The organism is Streptomyces sp. NPDC047917 (assembly GCF_043204345.1).
Taxonomy (GTDB): domain Bacteria; phylum Actinomycetota; class Actinomycetes; order Streptomycetales; family Streptomycetaceae; genus Streptomyces; species Streptomyces sanglieri.
Genome location: NZ_JBIDCA010000011.1, coordinates 1 through 20,469 on the forward strand (window position 1 = coordinate 1; position 20,469 = coordinate 20,469).

19 protein-coding genes are annotated in these 20,469 nt (G+C 71.1%); 3 read left to right on the plus strand and 16 right to left on the minus strand.

What is annotated here, in order from left to right:
- The 15 genes from ACGF8B_RS25980 to ACGF8B_RS26050 all read right to left on the minus strand — a co-directional run.
- Positions 1–605 (minus strand): flavodoxin-dependent (E)-4-hydroxy-3-methylbut-2-enyl-diphosphate synthase (locus tag ACGF8B_RS25980; protein ID WP_392742990.1); only part of this gene is annotated, 605 nt, incomplete at its 3' end.
- A 4-nt stretch (positions 606–609) separates the two neighbouring features.
- On the minus strand, positions 610–1,629 hold the full coding sequence (gene hpnH / locus ACGF8B_RS25985; protein ID WP_392742993.1) for an adenosyl-hopene transferase HpnH: 1,020 nt from the start codon (positions 1,627–1,629) through the stop codon (positions 610–612).
- A gap of 5 nt (positions 1,630–1,634) precedes the next feature.
- A complete protein-coding gene (locus ACGF8B_RS25990; RefSeq protein ID WP_392742996.1) occupies positions 1,635–2,294 on the minus strand; it encodes a 1-hydroxy-2-methyl-2-butenyl 4-diphosphate reductase in 660 nt (219 codons plus the stop codon).
- Complete coding sequence (gene shc / locus ACGF8B_RS25995; RefSeq protein WP_392742998.1) at positions 2,294–4,294, minus strand: squalene--hopene cyclase; 2,001 nt, start codon at positions 4,292–4,294, stop codon at positions 2,294–2,296. The genes ACGF8B_RS25990 and shc overlap by 1 nt, the downstream gene beginning before the upstream one ends.
- 109 nt (positions 4,295–4,403) lie before the next feature.
- Positions 4,404–5,507 (minus strand): polyprenyl synthetase family protein, encoded by a 1,104-nt coding sequence (locus ACGF8B_RS26000; protein WP_164495317.1) that lies wholly within the window; start codon positions 5,505–5,507, stop codon positions 4,404–4,406.
- Positions 5,504–6,892 carry a hydroxysqualene dehydroxylase HpnE gene (hpnE, locus tag ACGF8B_RS26005; RefSeq protein ID WP_392743001.1) on the minus strand — a complete coding sequence of 463 codons (1,389 nt, stop codon included), beginning with the start codon at positions 6,890–6,892 and terminating at the stop codon, positions 5,504–5,506. The genes ACGF8B_RS26000 and hpnE overlap by 4 nt, the downstream gene beginning before the upstream one ends.
- A gap of 118 nt (positions 6,893–7,010) precedes the next feature.
- The gene (gene hpnD, locus ACGF8B_RS26010; RefSeq protein ID WP_392743003.1) at positions 7,011–7,931 is read right to left on the minus strand and encodes a presqualene diphosphate synthase HpnD; all 921 of its coding nucleotides are present in this window, start codon (positions 7,929–7,931) and stop codon (positions 7,011–7,013) included.
- Between the two features lie 29 nt (positions 7,932–7,960).
- Positions 7,961–8,881 carry a squalene synthase HpnC gene (gene hpnC, locus ACGF8B_RS26015; RefSeq protein ID WP_392743005.1) on the minus strand — a complete coding sequence of 307 codons (921 nt, stop codon included), beginning with the start codon at positions 8,879–8,881 and terminating at the stop codon, positions 7,961–7,963.
- Positions 8,882–9,327: 446 nt separating this feature from the next.
- Complete coding sequence (locus tag ACGF8B_RS26020) at positions 9,328–10,113, minus strand: ABC transporter ATP-binding protein (protein WP_392743008.1); 786 nt, start codon at positions 10,111–10,113, stop codon at positions 9,328–9,330.
- Positions 10,106–11,035 carry an ABC transporter permease gene (locus tag ACGF8B_RS26025; protein WP_392743009.1) on the minus strand — a complete coding sequence of 310 codons (930 nt, stop codon included), beginning with the start codon at positions 11,033–11,035 and terminating at the stop codon, positions 10,106–10,108. Before ACGF8B_RS26025 ends, ACGF8B_RS26020 begins: the two co-directional genes overlap by 8 nt.
- Before the next feature lie 107 nt (positions 11,036–11,142).
- Positions 11,143–12,015: a glycosyltransferase family 2 protein gene (locus ACGF8B_RS26030; RefSeq protein ID WP_392743820.1), complete on the minus strand. Its 873-nt coding sequence runs from the start codon at positions 12,013–12,015 to the stop codon at positions 11,143–11,145.
- Between the two features lie 8 nt (positions 12,016–12,023).
- A complete protein-coding gene (locus ACGF8B_RS26035) occupies positions 12,024–12,803 on the minus strand; it encodes a CDP-alcohol phosphatidyltransferase family protein (protein WP_124720638.1) in 780 nt (259 codons plus the stop codon).
- Positions 12,781–13,842: an iron-containing alcohol dehydrogenase family protein gene (locus ACGF8B_RS26040; RefSeq protein ID WP_392743012.1), complete on the minus strand. Its 1,062-nt coding sequence runs from the start codon at positions 13,840–13,842 to the stop codon at positions 12,781–12,783. Before ACGF8B_RS26040 ends, ACGF8B_RS26035 begins: the two co-directional genes overlap by 23 nt.
- Positions 13,830–14,582 carry a sugar phosphate nucleotidyltransferase gene (locus ACGF8B_RS26045; RefSeq protein WP_392743014.1) on the minus strand — a complete coding sequence of 251 codons (753 nt, stop codon included), beginning with the start codon at positions 14,580–14,582 and terminating at the stop codon, positions 13,830–13,832. Before ACGF8B_RS26045 ends, ACGF8B_RS26040 begins: the two co-directional genes overlap by 13 nt.
- A complete protein-coding gene (locus tag ACGF8B_RS26050) occupies positions 14,579–16,348 on the minus strand; it encodes a DUF5941 domain-containing protein (protein ID WP_392743822.1) in 1,770 nt (589 codons plus the stop codon). Before ACGF8B_RS26050 ends, ACGF8B_RS26045 begins: the two co-directional genes overlap by 4 nt.
- Positions 16,349–16,786: 438 nt before the next feature.
- Here ACGF8B_RS26050 and ACGF8B_RS26055 point away from each other — a divergent pair, with 438 nt between their 5' ends.
- From ACGF8B_RS26055 to idi, 3 genes are all read left to right on the plus strand, one after another.
- Positions 16,787–17,728 (plus strand): cation diffusion facilitator family transporter, encoded by a 942-nt coding sequence (locus tag ACGF8B_RS26055; RefSeq protein ID WP_266687294.1) that lies wholly within the window; start codon positions 16,787–16,789, stop codon positions 17,726–17,728.
- Between the two features lie 218 nt (positions 17,729–17,946).
- On the plus strand, positions 17,947–19,215 hold the full coding sequence (locus tag ACGF8B_RS26060) for a GNAT family N-acetyltransferase (RefSeq protein WP_392743017.1): 1,269 nt from the start codon (positions 17,947–17,949) through the stop codon (positions 19,213–19,215).
- A 147-nt stretch (positions 19,216–19,362) separates the two neighbouring features.
- Positions 19,363–19,956 carry an isopentenyl-diphosphate Delta-isomerase gene (gene idi / locus ACGF8B_RS26065; protein ID WP_392743019.1) on the plus strand — a complete coding sequence of 198 codons (594 nt, stop codon included), beginning with the start codon at positions 19,363–19,365 and terminating at the stop codon, positions 19,954–19,956.
- A gap of 40 nt (positions 19,957–19,996) precedes the next feature.
- On the opposite strand, the gene ACGF8B_RS26070 is transcribed toward idi, so the two are convergent.
- Complete coding sequence (locus ACGF8B_RS26070) at positions 19,997–20,452, minus strand: ATP-binding protein (protein ID WP_124720645.1); 456 nt, start codon at positions 20,450–20,452, stop codon at positions 19,997–19,999.
- Positions 20,453–20,469 lie beyond the last annotated feature (17 nt).

Sequence of the window (20,469 nt, forward strand, 5' to 3'; positions counted from 1 at the left end):
ATCACCACCGGATCGTTGTGCTTCACCGAGATCTTGATGTCCCGGAAACCGTGCTCCTCGAAGAGCGACGCCTCCCACAACGCCGACTCCACCAAAGCCTCCGGCGTCGCCTTCCCGTACTTCGCCAGCAACCGCGCGTCCAGCGAACCCGCGTTCACACCGATCCGGATCGGCGTCCCCGCGTCCCCCGCCGCCCGCGCGATCTCCTTCACCTTGTCGTCGAACTGCTTGATGTTCCCCGGATTCACCCGCACCGCCGCACAGCCCGCATCGATCGCCGCGAACACATACTTCGGCTGGAAATGAATATCCGCGATCACCGGGATCTGCGACTTCCTCGCAATCGTCGCCAACGCGTCGGCATCGTCCTGCGTCGGACACGCCACCCGCACGATCTGACAGCCCGACGCCGTCAGCTCCGCGATCTGCTGCAACGTCGCACCGATGTCCGACGTACGCGTCGTGGTCATCGACTGCACCGACACCGGCGCGTCCCCGCCCACCGCAACCGACCCGACCTGGATGCGCCGCGAGGGGCGGCGCATCGCGAGCGGCCGGGCCGGCAGCCCGGGGAGACCCAGTACGACGGGTTCTCCAGCGGTCATGACGTCACCGGCTCCCGGAGACCGTCTCGCGCGCGGCGCGCAGGGATTCCTTCAGCGATCCCATGGTGGCGAGCACGGCGGTGGGCTCGTAGCCGCAGTGCGCCATGCAGTTGGCACAGCGCGGGTCCTTGCCCCGGCCGTACTTGTCCCAGTCGGTCTCCTCGATGAGCTGACGGTACGTCGGTACGTAGCCGTCGCTCATCAGGTAGCAGGGCCGCTGCCAGCCGAACAGCGAGTAGTTCGGGATGGCCCACGCCGTGCACGGGAAGTCCGCCTTGCCTTCCAGGAAGTCCAGGAAGAGCGGTGAGTGGTTCAGCCGCCAGCGGGCCCGGTTGCCGCCCGCGAAGGTCTTCTTGAACAGTTCGCGGGTCTGCTCGACGCCCAGGAAGTGCTCCTGGTCGGGTGCCTTCTCGTAGGCGTAGGCGGGCGAGATCATCATCTCGTCGACCTTCAGGTCGTCATTGAGGTAGTTGAGGACCTCGATGATGGTCTGCGGGGTGTCGGTGTTGAAGAAGGTGGAGTTCGTGGTGACCCGGAATCCGCGCCGCTTGGCCTCCTTGATCGCCGCCACGGCCTCGTCGAAGACGCCTTCCTTGGCGACGGATTCGTCGTGCCGTTCCCGCAGCCCGTCGATGTGCACGGCGAAGGCGAAGTACGGGGAGGGCGTGAACTTCTCGATCTTCTTCCGGAGCAGCACCGCGTTGGTGCACAGGAAGACGTATTTCCTGCGGTCCACCAGCTGCCGGACGATTTCATCGATCTGCGGGTGCATCAGTGGTTCGCCGCCCGCGATGGAAACCATCGGGGCGCCCGATTCGAGGACGGCGCCCACGGCCTGGGCCACCGGCATGCGCTGCTTGAGCACGCCGGCCGGATGCTGGATCTTCCCGCAGCCCTCGCACGCGAGATTGCAGGCGTACAAGGGTTCCAGTTCCACGATCAGCGGGAATTTCTCCCGCTTACGGAGCTTCTGTTCAATGAGGTACGTCGCAACCTTGATGGACTGACGGATCGGCATGGCCATCTGGCTCACCTCCTGGGGAGCAGCAAAGATCGGTGCCATTCGTAGAAAGCAGGCAGGACGGCACGGAGGACTCGGAAAGCCGATATTCCACCGCGTACGGTCCCGATGCGGACGAGCTCATGCTCCGGAGCATCCACGACCACCCGTACGGCGGCAACCGGGCCGGGCCCGGACCGCAGAGCGGTGCGCAGAGTGGCGGCGGACTCCATGTCCACCGCGATGGCTCCGGTGGCCCGCAGCCCGGTCCGCTCATGTCCGCGTACGACGTGGGCGGAGCCGGTCAGCGGACCGGTGTGGACGGTGCGGCCGGGCACCGCCCTGGCCAGGGCCTCGGCGAGCAGGCCCGGGCCGGTACAGACCGTCGCGTCCCCGGCCTCCCGGGTCTCGTCGGCGACCACCAGGTCCCCGGGGTGCATGCCGGGCAGCAGCCCGGCACAGAACCCGGAGGCCAGGACCGCCGTGCCAGGCGCCCGGTCCGCGCCGAGCGCCCGTGCGACGGCCGCCTCGGCGGCCCTGGGGCCCATGCCCGTACGGAGTACGGTCACCGGGCCGGGAGCCGCGCCGGCCCTGCCCCGGCCGCTGCGCAGGGCGAACTGCTCGATGCCGAGCGCGCAGGCGATCAGCAGCGGTGCGGCGGGGCCGGCCGGCCCCGGGCCGTCGGCCATCAGGCCCCCTTGCGGATGGCCGTGCGGTCGGCGAACGGCTCGCCGTACACGTACCGCCCGAGTGCGGTGAGCGGGAACACCTGACGGTAGAGGTGGTAGTTGATGGAGAAGTCCCACGGGAATCCGGTGCCGGTGAAGTACGGCTCGTCCCAGGAGCCGTCGGCCTGCTGGGTGGCGGTGAGCCAGGCGACCCCGCGCCGCACGGCGACGCCGTCCCGGGCTCCCGCGGCGAGCAGTGCGAGCAGCGCCCAGGCGGTCTGGGAGGCGGTCGAGGCGCCGTGCCCGATCCACTTCTCCTCCCGGTAGGAGCGCAGGTCCTCGCCCCAGCCGCCGTCGTCGTTCTGCACGGACTCCAGCCAGCCGACCGCGCGGCGGATCGCCGGATGTGTCGCGGGCAGCCCGGCGGCCACCAGTGCGGGCACCACCGAGCCTGTGCCGTATACGTAGTTGACGCCCCAGCGGCCGAACCAGGCTCCGTTCGCCTCCTGTTCGGCGAGCAGCCACTCGACGCCCCGCCGGGTGACCCGGTGTCCGGCCCGTCCCTCGACGGCGAGCATCTCCACCACGTGCCCGGTGACATCGGCGGACGGCGGGTCGATGACCTCGCCGAAGTCGCAGAAGGGCAGCCGGTTGGGGAAGGCGCTGGTGTTGTCCGCGTCGAAGGCGCCCCAGGCCCCGTTCCGGGACTGCATGCCGATGTTCCAGCGGACGCCGCGCTTGATCGCGGCCTCCATGCGGGCCCGGTCGGGGTGACGGACCCGGCGCAGCGCGAGAACCACCTCGGCGGTGTCGTCGATGTCCGGGTAGTTGTCGTTGTGGAACTCGAAGGCCCAGCCGCCCGGGTTGAGTTGGGGGCGGCGAACGGACCAGTCGCCGGGCCGGACGATCTCCTCGCCGAGCATCCAGTCCGCGGCCTTGACGAGCGCCGGGTGGTCGGGGCTGACCCCGGCGTCGGCGAGCGCGATGGTGGCGAGGCAGGTGTCCCAGACCGGGGACTGGCATGCCTCGATCATGCGGGCGCCGTCCTCGCGCCACACGGCGAACCGGTCGAGCGATTCGAGGCCGGCCCGCATCACCGGGTGGTCCAGGTCGTAGCCGAGCAGGTGCAGGGCGATGACGGAGTACACCGCGGGGGGCTGGATGCCTCCCCAGCAGCCGTCGTTCTCCTGGCGTTCGATGATCCAGCGGGCCGCGGCGTTCATCGCGGTCCGGCGCAGCCTGCGCGGTGCGATCCGGTGGTAGACGTGCAGCGCCTTGTCCAGGCGCTGGAAGACGCCGTCCCAGCTGGCGGCCGGCGCGGGGCGCCTGGGCGGGTTCGGGTTGTCCGGATCGGTGTGCAGTTCGTCGAGCGGGAAGGGGGCCGGGCGTACCGGCCGCTTCGCCGAGACGATGGTGAGCGGCACAATGGTCTGGCGGGCCCAGCAGCCGAAGTCGTAGATGTTGAGCGGGGCCCATTTGGGAAAGAACATCAGCTCGGGCGGGAGTTCCGGCAGGTCGTCCCACTTCCACCAGCCGAACAGGGCCAGCCAGATCCGGGTGAAGACCCGGGCGGACGCGATGCCGCCCTGTTCCCGGATCCATCCGGAGGCGCGGGCCATGTGCGGTTCGTCCGGCCGGTCCCCGGCCAGCCGCAGGGCCACGTACGCCTCGATGGTGGTGGAGAGTTCACCGGGGCCGCCGTGGAAGGTCGCCCAGGTGCCGTCGCCCAGCTGCTCGCCGCGGATGAAGCGGCCGGCCGCCCGGACGGTGTCCGGGTCCTGGATTCCGAGGAATTGACGGAGCAGCAGGTCCTCGGCGTCCATCGTGACGTTGGTGGCGAGGTCTCCCTTCCACCAGCCCTGCTCGTCCTGTCTGCCGAGGAGGTGCTCCACCGAGCGTTCCGCGGCCCGCCGCGCGGCGGCGAGCACGTCGTCCGCGGCGATGGTTGTGTCGGTCGGTTTACTGGCCGAGGCTGCGCGGGGGTTCACGGCCCCGGTGCTTCCGTCGGTCGTCGCTGTCATGGCTTCCCCTTCGTGCAGTCAGGTCCTCTGCTGTGCTGGGGTCTCCGTCGGCCGGCGCCCCGACAAGGGCGCCGGCCGGCGACTGCGAGTCATATGGAGCAGATAGTGATCATCTCTTTCGTACGACGACGAAGTCCGCGAGCGCTGTGAGCTGCGCCCGCACGGTCTGCGGCATGTCGATGCGGTGCAGCGCCTCGATGGCGACCGCATGCTGTCGACGGGCCTCCTGGGCGGTCCACTCGCGGCCGCCCGCCTCCTCGATGAGTGCCGCACGGGCGGCGAACTCCTCTTCGGAGAAGCTGTCGAAATCGCTGCTCTTGGCGTCGGCGGCGAGCAGTTCGCCCAGGCGCTCCGACGCCGGGCCGCCCGCGGCGAGCGCGGCGACGACCGGCAGGGACTTCTTGCGCTGGCGCAGGTCGCTCCAGGTCTGCTTGCCGGTGGACTCGGGGTCGCCCCAGATGCCGAGCAGGTCGTCGACGGCCTGGAAGGCGAGGCCGAGGTGGTAGCCGTACGCCTCCAGGGTGTCGGCGGTCCGGTCGTCGGCGCCGCCGAGGACCGCGCCGATGGAGCAGGCGCAGGCGAGCAGGGCACCGGTCTTGTTGCCCTCCATCTCCAGGCACTCCTCGACGGTGACCCGCTCGCGGTGCTCGTAGGAGATGTCCTGGGCCTGGCCGTCGATGAGCTTGCGGCTGGCCGCGGTCAGCCGGCGGGTCGCGCGGCCCGCCTCCACGGTGCCGAGCTCCAGCAGGACCTCGTTGGCGAGGGCGAAGAGCGCGTCGCCGACGAGGATCGCCTGGGCGGGGCCGTGCACCTTCCAGACGGTGTCGCGGTGGCGGCGCTGTTCGTCACCGTCCATCAGGTCGTCGTGCAGCAGCGAGAAGTTGTGCACGAGTTCGACGGCCACGGCGCCGGGGACGCCGGCCTCGGCGGCGGCGCCGGCGGCCTCCGCGGACAGCAGGGCGAGGGCCGGGCGGACGGCCTTGCCGCCGTCACCGTCGGCGGGCTGTCCCTGGGCGTCGATCCAGCCGAAGTGGTAGGCGGCGACGGTGTCCATGGGCGGTGCGAGCCGGTCGACGGCGGCCCGGAGCACCGGCGTGGAAAGGGCCCGTCCGCGCTCCAGAAGCGCGGTGACGTCCGTGGTGTCGGCCACGGTGTCGAAAGCCGGATTGGCCGGGGTCACTGACTCTCCTCTTGTTCCGGTGGTACTGCTCATGCCGCCTCCTGCAGCGGATGTTCTTGGGGGCGGCCGAGCGCCCGGAGGGCCGCGTCGGCCGCGCTGAACCCGCTGCGGACGGCGCCCTCCATCGTCGCGGGCCAGCCGGTGGCCGTCCACGCGCCGGCCAGGCAGAGGCCGGGGGCGCGGGTGCGGGCACCGGGCCGCAGCCGGCCGACGCCGGGGGCGGGGGCGAAGGTCGCCGTGCGCTCCCGGGTCACGAAGAAGTCCCTGACACCGGCCCCGCGTGCGGCGGGCAGGAGCCGCTCCAGCTCGGGCAGGTAGCGGCTGCGCAGTTCGGCGACGGGGAGGTCGATCTCCTCGTCGGCGGCGGACTGGGACACCGCGAGGTACTGCCCGGGTCCGGTGAGGCCCGAGGCGTCGGTGCGGTCGAAGACCCACTGGACCGGGGAGCCGAGCGCGGCGAAGAACGGGCGGCGCAGCACCTTGCGGTCGTAGACGACGTGCACGTTGAGGATCGGCGAGGTGCCGATGTCGAGCAGCCGCCCGGGTTCGTCGAGTGCGCCCTCGGGCAGCAGGTCGTGGGTCTCGCGCTGGGGTACGGCGAGGACGACGGTGTCCGCCTCGATCCGTTCGCCACCGGTGTCCACGGTCCAGCGGCCCTCCTCCGTACGGGTGAGGGCCGTGGCCTTGGTGCGCAGTTCGGTGCGGACCCCGGCGGAGTCGAGGGCCTTGCGGGCCAGCGTGTCGTGCACCTCGCCGAGCGGCACGCTCGCCCAGCCGATGTCGGCGGCGCCGGGCTCGGAGAGGAGTCCGGTCCTGAAGACCTTCGCGGCCAGGGCCAGCGAGGAGTTCGGCGCGGTGGCGTTCAGCGTGGCGACGCCGACCAGGTCCCACAGGGCCTCGATGGTGCGCGGCGACTGGCCGTGCCGGGCGAGCCAGCTGCCGAAGTCGACGGCGTCGAGAGCGGGGTCGTCGGGGTCGAGGCGGCCGAGCGCCAGTGCGGCGCGGCCGACACCGGCCCGCTCGGCGAGCGAGAGGTGCGGGTAGCCGGCCAGTCCGGCGGCCAGGTGGAAGGGCACCGGCAGCGCGTTGCGGCGCAGCCGTCCGAGCCGGGGGCCCGAGGGGCGCCCGACGTCGAGAACAGGCACGTCCAAACGGTTTTGCAGGGGCGCCAGACGCGTCCCGTCGACGCGGTCGAGGAACCAGCGGTAGGCGGTGCAGCAGCGCAGATACACATGCTGTCCGTTGTCGACCGTCAGTTCGCCGCGCCGGAAGGAGAAGACGAGGCCGCCGAGCCGGGGCCTACCTTCGAGCAGGGTCACGTCAAGTCCGGCGTCGGCGAGACGCAGCGCCGAGGTGATGCCGGCGATTCCGCCACCGATCACGACCGCGCGGGAGGAGCGCGGGGTGCCGTCCGTCATGCGTCCTCCTTTCGCCGGGTCACTTCAGTCAGGGACGCGTCGGCGCTGCGGAGGGTTGATCGCCGGGCCGATCGGTTCTCCGTGCTGCACATGGTGCGCGAGAACTCCGCACGGCGCATCAGACACGCCCCCGGATGGTGCGCCGGGAGATGTACCGGGCGTCGAGCCCCGACAGTCCGCGCACCGCCACGTACGCCTTCTCGTGGCCCGGCAGCGAGACCCGGCCGCGCAGCACCGCCTCGGGGTCGCGCTCGATCCGGTCGAGCAGCCGCCGGTAGATGCCCGCCATGGCCGCTACACACGCGCCGCTGCGCCGGTCCAGCATGGGCAGCAGCCGGTAGCCCTCGGCGAACAGTGTGCGGGCGCGCCGCACCTCGAAGTGGACGAGGCCCGCGAAGTCGGCGCCGGGCGGCGGGGTGGCCCGGTGGAAGCCGGCCGAGCAGCCGAACTTGGCGAGGTCGTCGGCGGGCAGATACGTACGTCCGTTGCCGGCGTCCTCCCGGACGTCGCGCAGGATGTTGGTCAGCTGGAGCGCGAGTCCGAGCGTGTCCGCGTACTCCGCGGCCCGGTCGGCGCCCGGGGCACCGGGCTCAACGCCGAAGACGCCCAGGCTGAGGCGGCCGATGGCACCCGCGACACAGCGGCAGTAGACCTTGAGGTCGTCCCAGGTCTCGTACGTCGCACCGCGCACGTCCATCAGCACGCCGTCGATGAGCTCGTCGAGCCCACCGAGCGGGAGCGGGAATCTGCGGGCGGCGTCGGCGAGCGCGACGGCCACCGGGTCGGTGTCGTCCTCGTCGACCGCTCCGTCCCGGATCCGGTCCAGGACGGTACGGGTGCCCTCCAGGCGGGTCCGCTTGGTGTCCGCGTCCAGTTCGCCGTCGCCGATGTCGTCGACCCGACGGGAGAAGGCGTACAGCGCCGACATGGCCTGCCGCTTCTCGGCCGGCAGCAGCCTGATCCCGTACGCGAAGTTACGCGCCTGCTGTCCGGTGACCGCCTCGCAGTAACTGTATGCGGCCTGTACCGGTGCCGACATGTACGTCGTCTGTCCCTCCACGGTCCGGCTCACCCCTCTCTACGCGCTCTTCGCAAGACAACTCCCGCCTCACGCAGCAGGCTGGGCTTGGTGGGCTTGGGCGGTCCGGGCAGTACGTCGAACCCGGCGGCCGCGATCGCGGTGAGGGCGGCGCGCCCCCCTCCCACGAATCCGGCGAGAAGGAGCTTGAGCCTGCCGTGGACGCTACCCACCAGCGGGGTGCCTTCATTCAGCAATTCGCGGGCGCGTTCCGCTTCGTACGCGACCAGTGAACGCACCGACGCGCCCCCCGAGGGAGCGGCCAGATCGGCCTCCGTGACACGGAACTCGGCCATGTCCTCGGCGGGCAGGTAGATCCGGTCGCGGCCGAGGTCCTCGGTGACGTCCTGGAGATGCTCGACGATCTGCAGGGCGGTGCAGACGGCGTCGGAGCGGCGGATGCGTTCGGGGCTGGCGGTGCCGGTGATCTGCAGGACCAGCCGGCCCACCGGGTTGGCGGAGAGCTCGCAGTAGGCCAGGAGTTCCTCGTACGTCCCGTAGCGGCGGACCTTCTGGTCCTGCCGGTTGGCCTCGATGAGGCCGAGGAAGGGCTCCGGGGTGAGCACGCAGCGCCGCACGGTGGGGAGCAGGGCGCGCAGCAGGGGGTGGCGGGGTCCGTCGCCCGAGGTGTCGAAGACCCGGTGCAGGTCGGCCTCGAAGGCGTCGAGCACGGCGAGCCGGTCATCGGCCCGCGCGGGATCGACACCGAGGTGGCGGGCGTCGGCGCCACCGGGGGCGAGATCGCCGTCGCCGATGTCGTCGACCAGACGCGCGTAGCCGTAGACGGCCATCAGGTCGTCGCGCCAGGCGCGGGGCAGGAAGAAGGGGGCTACGGGGAAATTCTCGTCCGCCGCCTTGTCGAGGGTGCTGGGTACGGCGCCGTCGGGGGGCGCCTGCCGGGTACGGGTCACCACGGACCGCCCGGCGCTGGGACGGCGTGAGCACCTCGGAGCTGGAGATCTTCCGTCATTGCCGTCACATCTCCCGTTCTACACTGCTGACCCAAAACATCCCATTCCGGACACGCCGCCCGCTCTGCCGAGTGCGGAGCGCTGCCTACGGGCCGTACGGCCAGGCACTATCGCCCCACTTGCCTCGAATCAGCACCGCTACAGCTTACGTTGTACAACGCTCATCCATACGGCGGGGTGCCGGGCGCGTTGTGGTATCCCGTGCCGCCCCGCCAACCTTCCCCGCATCCAAGGGGATTGACGTCATCCGACGGGACGAGATCCTGGCCGCGGCATACCGCCGGGCGTGGAGAACGCCGGCGGTGGTCGCGGTCCGGACACCGGGGCGGCCCCCGCCGGAATGTTCCGGTGGAGGCCGCCCCGGTGTCGCGGGACCGGACGAACCGCTACTTTCCGGTCTCGCGCTCGTAGGCCTTGAGCACCTCGTCGGTCGGACCGTCCATCAGCAGCTCGCCCTTCTCCAGCCACAGCACCCGGTCGCAGGTGTCCCTGATCGACTTGTTGCTGTGGCTGACCAGGAAGACGGTGCCGGCCTCCTTGCGGAGCTCCCTGATGCGCTTCTCGGAGCGGATCTGGAACTTGCGGTCACCGGTCGCCAGCGCCTCGTCGATCATGAGGACGTCATGGTTCTTGGCGGCCGCGATGGAGAATCGCAGGCGTGCGGCCATGCCGGAGGAGTACGTACGCATCGGCAGGGTGATGAAGTCGCCCTTCTCGTTGATGCCGGAGAAGTCGACGATGCCCTCGTAGCGCTCGCGGATCTCCTCGCGCGACATGCCCATCGCGAGACCGCCGAGCACCACGTTGCGCTCACCGGTCAGATCGCTCATCAGCGCCGCGTTCACCCCGAGCAGCGAGGGCTGCCCGTCGGTGTAGACCTTGCCGTGCTCGGTCGGCAGCAGGCCGGCGATGGCCCGCAGCAGGGTCGACTTACCGGAGCCGTTGGTGCCGATGAGGCCGATCGCCTCGCCCCGGTAGGCGGTGAAGGAGACGCCGCGGACGGCGTGCACCTTGCGCACCCCGCGCGATTCGCCCTTGCCGCGCCGCATGATCCGGCTCAGTGCCGCGGTCGCGCTGCCCCTGCCGCCGCCGGCGCCGTTGACGCGGTACACGATGTGCACGTCGTCGGCGATGACGGTGGGGACGCGCCCGGGAGTCTTGTCGTCAGCCACGGCCGTACCGTTCCTCTGCCTTCCAGAAGTACACGAAGCCCACCAGGCCGATCAGGACCGCCCAGGCAAGCGCCACGATCCAGACGTGTGACGGCAGGTTCCCCGAGCCGTAGCCGTCGATCAGCGCGAAGCGGACCAGGTCCATGTAGATGGCCGCCGGGTTGTACTGCAGAACGTTGGCGATCCAGTCGGGCTTGTCCTTCAGCATCACCGGGATGGAGAACATGACGCCCGACGCGTACATCCAGGTCCGCATGACGAACGGCATCAGCTGCGCGAGGTCGGGGGTCTTGCTGCCCAGCCTGGCCATGATCAGCGCCAGACCGGTGTTGAAGACGAACTGCATGACCAGCGCCGGGACGATCAGCAGCCAGGAGGGGCTCGGGTAGCTGCCGAAGGCGATCGCCACGGCCGCGAGCACGATCATCGAGAACAGCAGCTGCTGGAGCTGCTGGAGCGAGAACGAGATCGGCAGCGAGGCGCGCGGGAAGTGCAGTGCCCGGACCAGTCCCAGATTGCCGGAAATGGCCCGCACACCCGCCATCACCGAACTCTGGGTGAAGGTGAAGACGAAGACGCCGGTCACCAGGAACGGAATGAAGACCTCCTGGGTCATTCCCTTCCTGGTCCCCAGGATCAGCCCGAAGATCAAGTAGTAGACCAGGGCGTTCAGCAGCGGTGTGGCCACCTGCCAGAGCTGGCCCAGCTTCGCCTGGCTGTACTGGGCGGTCAGCTTCGCCCTGGAGAACGCCAGGATGAAGTGGCGCCGGCCCCAGAGCTGCCGGATGTACTCGAAGAGCCCTGGCCGGGCGCCGCTCACCGTCAGGCCGTACTTGGCGGCCAGGGCGGCCGAGGTCAGGCCGTCGTCGGCGGATGGTGGGGTGCTCAATGCGACCGCACCATCATGGGTTGTGTCACTCACCAGATGAAACTCTCGTATTCAGGATGCGCAGCCAGTCGCGGGCGCGGCTCGGAGCGGACAGGTCCCGTGAAGAAAACGTACGTCCCATGCTCTCAGAGGTGAGCCTCTCAGATCACGGGAGGTCGGCCCAGTCTGGTCAGCCGCCAGACCGTGCGCCATTTCATCGGGCGGCGGGTGCCGCAGGGCGTGGCCCAGCCTTCCCGGAAGCCGCCGAGCCAGGCCTTCAGCGCCGGGCCCGAGGGCTTGCGGACCAGGGTCAGCAGCAGCCACACCCCGAGGTAGACGGGGACCAGCGGCGCGGGCAGATTGCGACGGGCCAGCCAGACCCGGTTGCGGGCCACCATGCGGTGGTACACCGCGTGCCGCGAGGGGGCGGTCGTCGGGTGGTTGAGGACCATGTCCGCGCGGTAGTCGATCATCCAGCCGGCGTCCAGCGCCCGCCAGGCGAGATCGGTCTCCTCGTGCGCGTAGAAGAACCGGCCGGGCAGCGGACCGACCTCGGCGATGACCTTGGTCCGTACGGCGTTGGCGCCGCCCAGGAAGGTCGTCACACGTGAGGAGCGCATCGGGTCGGCGGCCCGCAGCCGGGGCACGTGGCGGCGCTGGGTGGCCCCGGTGTCCGGGTCGGCGATGCGGAAGCTGATGATGCCCAGCCCGGGATCGGTCGCGAAGGCCTGCCGGCAGAGCTCGGCGGTGTCGCTGAGCGGCAGCAGTCCGTCGTCGTCGAGGAAGAGCAGGGCGTCCACGTCGGCGCCGGACGGGCCGAAGGCCTCGATCCCGACGTTGCGGCCGCCGGGGATGCCCAGGTTCTCGGGCAGCTCGACGGTCCGCACCCCCGCGGGAACGTCCGGCACGGGGGCGCCGTTGCCGACGACCACCACCTCGATCCGGTCGCCGTCCTGCCCGGCGACCGAATCGAGGAGAGCGCGGAGCTCGTCAGGGCGGTTGCCCATCGTGATGATGACCGCGCCGAGTTTCATGGGGGTGCTCACTTCAGCCTGCTCGACGCCAGGATCGACACGAGGTGCAGGAGCGTCTGGAGGAGCGCGATGCCGGCCAGCACCGCGACCATGAGACGGCTGAAGAACAGGTCGTCACGGACCGCGTCGAGGACGGCCGCCACCAGGATGACCAGGGACGCCTCGACCCCGAGGATGAGCCGGTGGAACTTGAGCGCGCCGGCGGCACGCCGGGCGAACGCCATGCCCGAGGAGCGCGGCTCCGAGGCGGCCTCCTTGACCGGCGGCAGTCCGCCCTGGTGGCGCGCGACACCCACGAGGTCGGTCTCGGCCTTGATCAGGATGGCGCCGAGGGCCGCGAGCGTACCGAGGAAGGCCCAGAGCCAGTCGATCCGTCCGCTGCCCCACAGGTCGGCGGCGCGCAGGCCGAAGCCGACCAGCACGGCCGCGTCGCAGAGGTACGCGCCGACCCGGTCCAGGTAGACCCCGCCCAGCGAGAACTGCTTCTTCCAGCGGGCCACCTCGCCGTCGACGCAGTCGAGCAGCAGGTAGAGCTGGACGGCGAGCACTCCGAGGAGCGCGCCGGGGATGCCGGGGACGAGCAGGGCCGGTGCGGCGAGCACGCCCGCGACCGTCATCACGTAGGTCAGCTGGTTGGGCGTGACCCTGGTGTTCACCAGGTGCCGGTCGATGCGCAGCGAGATCTCGCGCATGTAGAGCCGACCCGCCCAGTGCTCACCGCTGCGCCGGTCCTTCACACCCGGCGGGTGCACGACCGGACGGAGTTCAGCTATGGATGGCTTTTGCATAGTCGGCGTACGCGTCCCTGATCTGGTCGGTGGACAGGTTGAGGTGTTCCAGGATCGTGAAGCGCCCCGGACGGGTCTGCGGGGCGTAGTCGACGGTCTGGACGAACTCGTCGGCGGTGAAACCGATCTCTTCGGGCACGACCGGCAGCCCGTGGCGGCGCAGGGTGGCCGCCATGTGCAGCGACTCCTCGCGGGCGCCGCGCAGATACATGGCGAAGCAGGCGCCGAGGCCGACCTGCTCGCCGTGGCTGGCGGCGCGCTTGGGGTACAGCAGGTCGAAGGCGTGGTTGATCTCGTGGCAGGCGCCGGAGGCCGGCCGGGAGTCCCCGGCGACGGACATCGAGATACCGGTGAGCACCAGGCCCTCGGCCAGCACCTTGAGGAAGGCGTCGTCGCCGATCCCGCCGGGGTGGCGCAGCACGGCCTCGCCCGCCTGCCGGGCCATGGCCGCCGCGAGTCCGTCGATCTCCTCGCCCTCGACCTCGTGGGCGAGCTCCCAGTCGGCCACGCAGGAGATGTTGGAGACCGCGTCGCCGATGCCGGAGCGCACGAAGCGGGCCGGTGCCTGGCGGACGATGTCGAGGTCGATGACCACGGCGATCGGGGTGGGTACTCCGTAGGAGCCCCGGCCGTTGTCGTTGTCGAGCGTCGCGACCGGCGAGCAGAGGCCGTCGTGGGCGAGGTTCGTCGCCACCGCGACCATGGGCAGCCCGACCCGCGCCGCGGCGTACTTCGCCACGTCGACGATCTTGCCGCCGCCGAGGCCGACCACGGCGTCGTACCGGTTGCCCTTGATGTCGTCGGCCAGCTTGACCGCCGAGTCCAGGGTGCCGTCGGTCACGGGGTACCAGTGGGCTCCGGGCAGCGCGGGCGTCAGCCGCTCGCGCAGGGCACGCCCCGAGCCGTCGCTGATCGCGACGGCGAGCTTGCCGGAGGCGGAGATCCGCTGGTCGGCGAGGAGGCCGGCCAGATCGTCCAGGGCGCCGCGGCGGATGTCGACGACGACCGGGGACGGGATGAGCCGGGTCAGTACTGGCACGCGATCTCACGACCCTTCGCGAGGTCGTCGTGGTTGTCGATCTCCACCCACGTGACTTCGCCGATGGGGGCCACGTCGATGGTGAAGCCGCGGTTCACGAGCTCCTGGTAGCCGTCCTCGTAGTAGAGGTCGGGGTCGCGCTCGAAGGTCGCCTTCAGGGCGTCCGCGAGCTCCTCGGCCGCCTCGGGCTCGATGAGGGTGACGCCGATGTACTCACCGGTCGCGGTGGCCGGGTCCATCAGCTTGGTGATGCGCCGCACACCCCTGCCGTTCTCGGTGACGACCTTCATCTCCTCGTCGGCGAGGTGCTTCACCGTGTCGAGGGCGAGAATGATCTTCCGCCCGTCGCCGCGGGCGGCGAGCAGGGTCTTCTCGACGGAGACCGGGTGGACGGTGTCGCCGTTGGCCAGGATGACACCGCGCTTGAGTACCTCGCGGGCGCACCACAGGGAGTAGGCGTTGTTCCACTCCTCGGCCTTGTCGTTGTCGATCAGGGTGAGGGTCACGCCGTACTTGGCCTCGAACTCGGCCTTGCGGTCGTACACGGCCTCCTTGCGGTAGCCGACGACGACGGCGACCTCGGTGATGCCTATCTCCGCGAAGTTGGCCAGCGTGAGGTCCAGCACCGTCTTCGCGGCACCGTCCTGCTCAGGACCCACAGGCACGAGCGCCTTCGGAAGCGTGTCGGTGTAGGGGCGCAGACGCCGTCCAGCACCGGCTGCCAGTACGAGGCCGATCATGCGGGTTCTCCTTCGTCGTGAACGGCGGGTGCTCCGGAGGACACCCAGAAGCGGATGGACTCCACGAGCACCACCAGTGCCACCGCCACCGCGAGAGTGGTGAGTGCCACGGTGAAAGCCGAATGCTGAGTGAATACGGCGGCGAGTACGGCCACCACCAGGGTGCGGCCCTCGTGCCCACCGATCGTGCGTACCAGCCACTGGGGCGGCGCGCCGGTGCCGCCGCGAATGCGGTACACCGTGTCGTAGTGATGGTAGGCGACCGCCGAGACCAGCCCGAAGGCCGCGGGAAGGGCTCCCGGGACATCGCTGCGGGCCGCGAGGATCAGGACCGTGCAGTACTCGGCCGCCCTGAATATCGGGGGCACGAGCCAGTCGAGTGCGCCCTTGAGCGGGCGGGCCACCGCCACGCCGGAGCAGATGGCGTAGAAGACCGCGGCGAAGATCATCTGCTTGCTGCCGAAGGGCTGCTGCAGGGCGGCGGCGATCAGTGCTCCGGCGCCGACGAGTGCGATCACCGGGGCGCTGAAGGCGCCCGGGATCCGGGGGCCGTGGGCCGCGACGAGCTGGGCGAGGGGTCCGGAGTCGGCCAGCTCGGCGAGGGCGCGGGCGGCCCGGTCGGTGCGCTCCGCCTTGCGGGTCAGCGAGCGCAGCAGCCGGCCTGCGGTCGTGTAGCAGGCGGCGAAGGCGCAGCCGATGAGCAGGGCGTAGAAGACGATCCGGGGGGTGGTCACCGCGGTCAGTACCGCGATCATCGCCCAGCGCTCACCGATCGGCAGCACGATCATCCGGCGTACCCAGACGGTCCAGCCGACGCTGTCGAGCCGGTCGGAGAGTGCCGCCGTGGGGCTGGAATTGGCCACCGCGTCGTGGTTGGCCTCGTTGAACGAGAAGTCGATGACGTGGCGGCAGGCCTGGAGCACCATCGCGCCGAGGGCGAGTGCCCATACGTCGTCGCCGCCGCGGGCGGCACCGAGCGCGAGGCCCGCGTAGTAGGCGTACTCCTTGGCCCGGTCGAAGGTCGCGTCCAGCCAGGCGCCCATCGTCGAGTACTGCAGGGAGTAGCGGGCGAGCTGCCCGTCGGTGCAGTCCAGGACGAAGGAGAACAGCAGCAGCAGACCGGCCGCGATGTAGCCGCCGCGGGTGCCGGTCGCCGCGCTGCCGGCCGCGATCAGCGCGGTCAGCAGGGACGCTGTGGTGACCTGGTTCGGCGTGAGGCCACGGCGGGCGCACCAGCGGGCGATGTAGCGGGAGTAGGGGCTGATGCAGAACGTGGTGAAGAAGCCGTCGTGGGCCTTCACCGCGCTGCGCAGCCGCACCGCCTCGTCGTCGACCGAGGCGCGGGCGCTCTCCGCCTCGGCGCGCGCGGGTGCGTCCGTCGGTACGGCGGCGACCAGCGAGCCCAGCTCGGGGCGCTGTACGGGGATGCCCCCGGCGTCCATGGTGACGGCGAGGCGGCCCGGCACGGTGCGGTCGGTGACCGGTGCGGCGGGCGCGCCCGTGGGGACGCCGGCGCCGACGGCCTCGGCCGTGGTGTCCAGGGCCCGGACGAGCGCGGCCCGTGCCTCCGGCTGCGCGGTGAGCGCGCCGGGCACGGTGGCGGCGGGGAAGCGGGGGTCGGTCAGTCCGAGCCGCAGGGCGTGGACATGGCCGACGAAGCGGGGGTCGACCAGCGCGACCCGGCGGTCGGCGGGGACGGCCGAGAGCAGTCGTGCGGCCTCGGTCACATCGGCGGCGACCTGTACGTCGAAGCCCAGTGACCGCAGGTCGTCGGCGAGCGACGACCCGGGTACCGGTGCACCGGTGAGGATGGCGGTCGACAGACGAACTCACTCCTTGGTGCTGACGGGGTCGGCGCGCGACAGTGCGGCCCGGATGCGGGCCGGCGGCACGTCGGCAGAGGCTATCGGATGAACGGAAGCGCGAGTTCACTGACCGTTTGCACTCTGTTCGGGGTGGACCGGCATCATGCGACGCCGTCCGCGATCATCATCGTCGATCGCCGCCTCGCCTGACAAAACGCGAGGGTGCGGCCCCGGCCGGGCTTCTCGCACCACCTCACTGACCTGCGAGCATTTGCGCAGGTCAGAGCATATGACAACGGTGTTCAGTGCCGTGTTGCCGGATACCCCCCACCCGTAGTTCACTGGCCTTGCCCGGGCCGACCGCGTCCGGGACCCAGCAACGACCGGGAGGCGTTCCCCATGGGGGCAGGGCACGACCACGGGCACACACACGGCGGGCCGCCGCCCACCGGCACGGCGGCGGCCGCGTACCGGGGGCGGCTGCGGATCGCGCTCGGCATCACACTCACCGTGATGGTCGTGGAGATCGTCGGCGGGGTGCTCGCCGACTCGCTCGCGCTGATCGCCGACGCGGCCCACATGGCGACCGACGCCCTCGGCCTGGGCATGGCGCTGCTGGCGATCCACTTCGCCAACCGGCCGGCCGGGGTGAACCGCACCTTCGGCTACGCCCGCGCCGAGATCCTCGCGGCTCTGGCCAACTGTCTGCTGCTGCTCGGCGTGGGCGGCTTCCTGCTCTTCGAGGCCGTCGAGCGCTTCATCACCCCGGCCGAGACCCGGGGCGGGCTGACGATCGCGTTCGCCCTGGTCGGCATGGTCGCCAACATGGTCTCGCTGTCGCTGCTGATGCGCGGGCAGAAGGACAGCCTCAATGTGCGCGGCGCCTATCTGGAGGTGCTCGCCGACACGCTCGGCTCGTTCGCGGTGCTGGTCTCGGCGGGGATCATCCTGGCCACCGGCTGGCAGGCCGCCGACCCGATCGCCTCGCTGGTCATCGGCCTGATGATCGTCCCCCGTACCGTGAAGCTGCTCAGGGAGACGCTCAACGTGCTGCTGGAGTCGGCACCCAAGGGGGTCGACATGGGAGAGGTGCGGGCCCACATCACCGCGCTGCCCGGCGTGCTGGACGTGCACGACCTGCACGCCTGGACGATCACCTCGGGGATGCCGGTGCTCTCCGCCCATGTGGTGGTGCGCCAGGACATGCTCGACTCGATCGGCCACGAGAAGCTCCTCCATGAGCTGCAGGGCTGCCTCGGCGTCCACTTCGACGTGGAGCACTGCACCTTCCAGCTGGAGCCGAGCGGTCATGCCGAGCACGAGGCCAGGCTCTGCCACTGACCGGCCCCCGGCCCCGGTCCGCCGGGCCATGTAGGGTATTCGCAGAGGCGTTCGGCCTCCCCATGTGCGAGAGAGGAGCTGAGGTTGATGACCGTCACGACGGCGCCCGCCCGGCGCAGCATCCGGTCCTTCCTCATCTCCCGGGTTCTCGGCTAGCGCCTCGACTCCCACCGGGTCGACCCGTCCGGCCGGAACCCTCGCAAGCAAGGGTTCCCACGTTGACCGACAACGATCACGCCGTCCGTATCGAGGCGTTCTTCTCCCTGCACCACGGCCTGCCCCGGCAGAGCCCCGGCTCCGATGCCACCACCCGGCGGCTGCTGGAGCTCACCGGCCCGTTGCCGCACCGTCCGCGCGTCCTGGATCTGGGCTGCGGGCCCGGCCGCGCCGCGCTGCTCCTCGCCGCGGAGGCGGGTGCCGAGGTGACCGCCGTCGACCTCCACCGGCCGTTCCTCGACGAACTGCGCGGGGCCGCCGCGGCCCGCGGGCTCGGCGACCGCATCCGTACGGTCCGGGCCGACATGGCAGAGCTGTCCGGCCCCGACTTCCCCGACGGGTCCTTCGACCTGGTCTGGGCCGAGGGGTCCGCGTACAACATCGGTTTCGACACCGCGCTGCGTGACTGGAAGCGGCTGCTCGCCCCGGGCGGCTCCCTCGTCGTCACCGACTGCGTCTGGACCACGGACGCGCCGACGGCCGGGGCGCGCGCCTTCTGGGAGCAGCAGACGCCGATGCGCCCCGTGGCGGGCAACACCGCGGCGTCCGTCGCGGCCGGTTACCACGTCCTCGGGGTGCTGGTGCAGCCCGACAGCGACTGGGACGAGTACTACGTCCCGCTCGCCGGGCGCGTGGAGAGCGCCGACGCGTCCGCTCCCGGCATGGAGTGGGCGCTCGCGGCGACCCGCGAGGAGCTGGCCGTTCGACGCGACCACGGCACGGAGTACGGCTACGCCGGCTATGTGCTGCGTCCCGCCGACTCCCGCTGGACGACCCGGCCGGAGACGGCGGCGGACGCGGCGGCCGTCCACGCGGTCAACGCCGCGGCGTTCCCGACTCCGGACGAGGCCGATCTCGTCGACGCGCTGCGCACCGATCCGGCGGCCTGGCTGCCCGGCCTCGGCCGGGTGGCGACGGACGGCCCGGACGGGGACGTCGCGGCGTACGCCCTGCTGACCCGGTGCCGGGTCGGGGACGCTCCGGCGCTCGCGCTGGCGCCGGTGGCCACGGTCCCGGAGCACCAGCGCCGGGGCGCGGGACAGGCCGCGGTGCGTGCGGTGCTCGACGCGGCAAGGCTGCGCGGCGAATCACTCGTCCTGGTGCTCGGTCATCCCGAGTACTACCCGAGGTTCGGTTTCGTGCCGGCGTCGCGGTACGGGATCCGGCCGGGCTTCGACGTACCGGACGAGGCGATGATGGCCCTGGTACTGGACGAGTCGGCGCCGGTGCCACGGGGCACGATCCGCTACCCGGCCGCCTTCGGCGTCTGACGCACCGTCCGGTCCCGTCGCGCCCCGTGGTGCGGCGGGACCGGACATGCCAGACCCCGAGGTGCGGACAAGCGGCTTTTGTACGGCAGACTTGACCGGAATCGACGGGACCGGCGCACCGGGCCGGGACCATAGCGAAGGATGGGTATGCCGACCACACCAGCCACCGCGGCGCACAGCTCGTCGAACGGCACAGCAGAAGCGATCATGCTCGAACTGGTCGACGAGGACGGCGCCACCATCGGTACGGCGGAGAAGCTCGCCGCCCATCAGCCGCCCGGTCAGCTGCACCGCGCCTTCTCCGTGTTCCTCTTCGACGAGCAGGGCAGGCTGCTGCTCCAGCGCCGCGCACTCGGCAAGTACCACTCCCCCGGTGTCTGGTCGAACACCTGCTGCGGCCACCCCTACCCCGGCGAGGCCCCCTTCGCCGCCGCCGCCCGGCGTACGTACGAGGAGCTCGGCGTCTCGCCCTCCCTGCTGGCCGAGGCGGGCACGGTCCGCTACAACCACCCGGACCCGGCCTCGGGCCTGGTGGAGCAGGAGTTCAATCACCTCTTCGTGGGCATGGTGCAGGACCGGCTGGACCCGGACCCGGAGGAGGTCGGCGAGACCGCGTTCGTGACGGCCGGGGAGCTCGCCGAGCGGCACGCCCGCTCGCCGTTCTCGGCCTGGTTCATGACGGTGCTGGACGCCGCGCGTCCGGCGATCCGGGAGCTGACCGGGCCGTCCGCCGGCTGGTGACGGACGGACGGCACCCGGGTGCGTCGTCGGGTACGGGCGCTCAGGGCCGGGGATTCAGCGGCAGCGCCGCCCAGATGATCTTTCCGCCGCCTGCGGTGTGCTCCACATCGCAGGCCCCGCCCGCTTCCCGGGTGATCTCCCGGACCAGCAGCAGACCGCGTCCGCCGGTCTGCGCGTAGTCCGTCTCCAGGGCCGTCGGCCGGTAGGGGTGGTTGTCCTCGACGGACACCCTGATCCACTCCTCGCCGACGGCCACCTCGACGGCGAGCTCCGGCGAGAGCAGCGCGGCGTGCTTCACCGCGTTGGTCACCAGCTCGGAGACGATGAGCAACAGCCCCTCGGCGACGTCGTCGTCCAGCGGCACGCCCTGGCGTTTCAGCAGATCGCGCACCGCGTGCCGGGCCTGCGGTACGGACACGTCCACGGCCGGAGCGGTGAACCGCCAGACTCCCTCGTACGGGACGGGCCGGGCAGGGACACTCCCGCGGCTCTCCATAGTCCGGTACCCGCTCT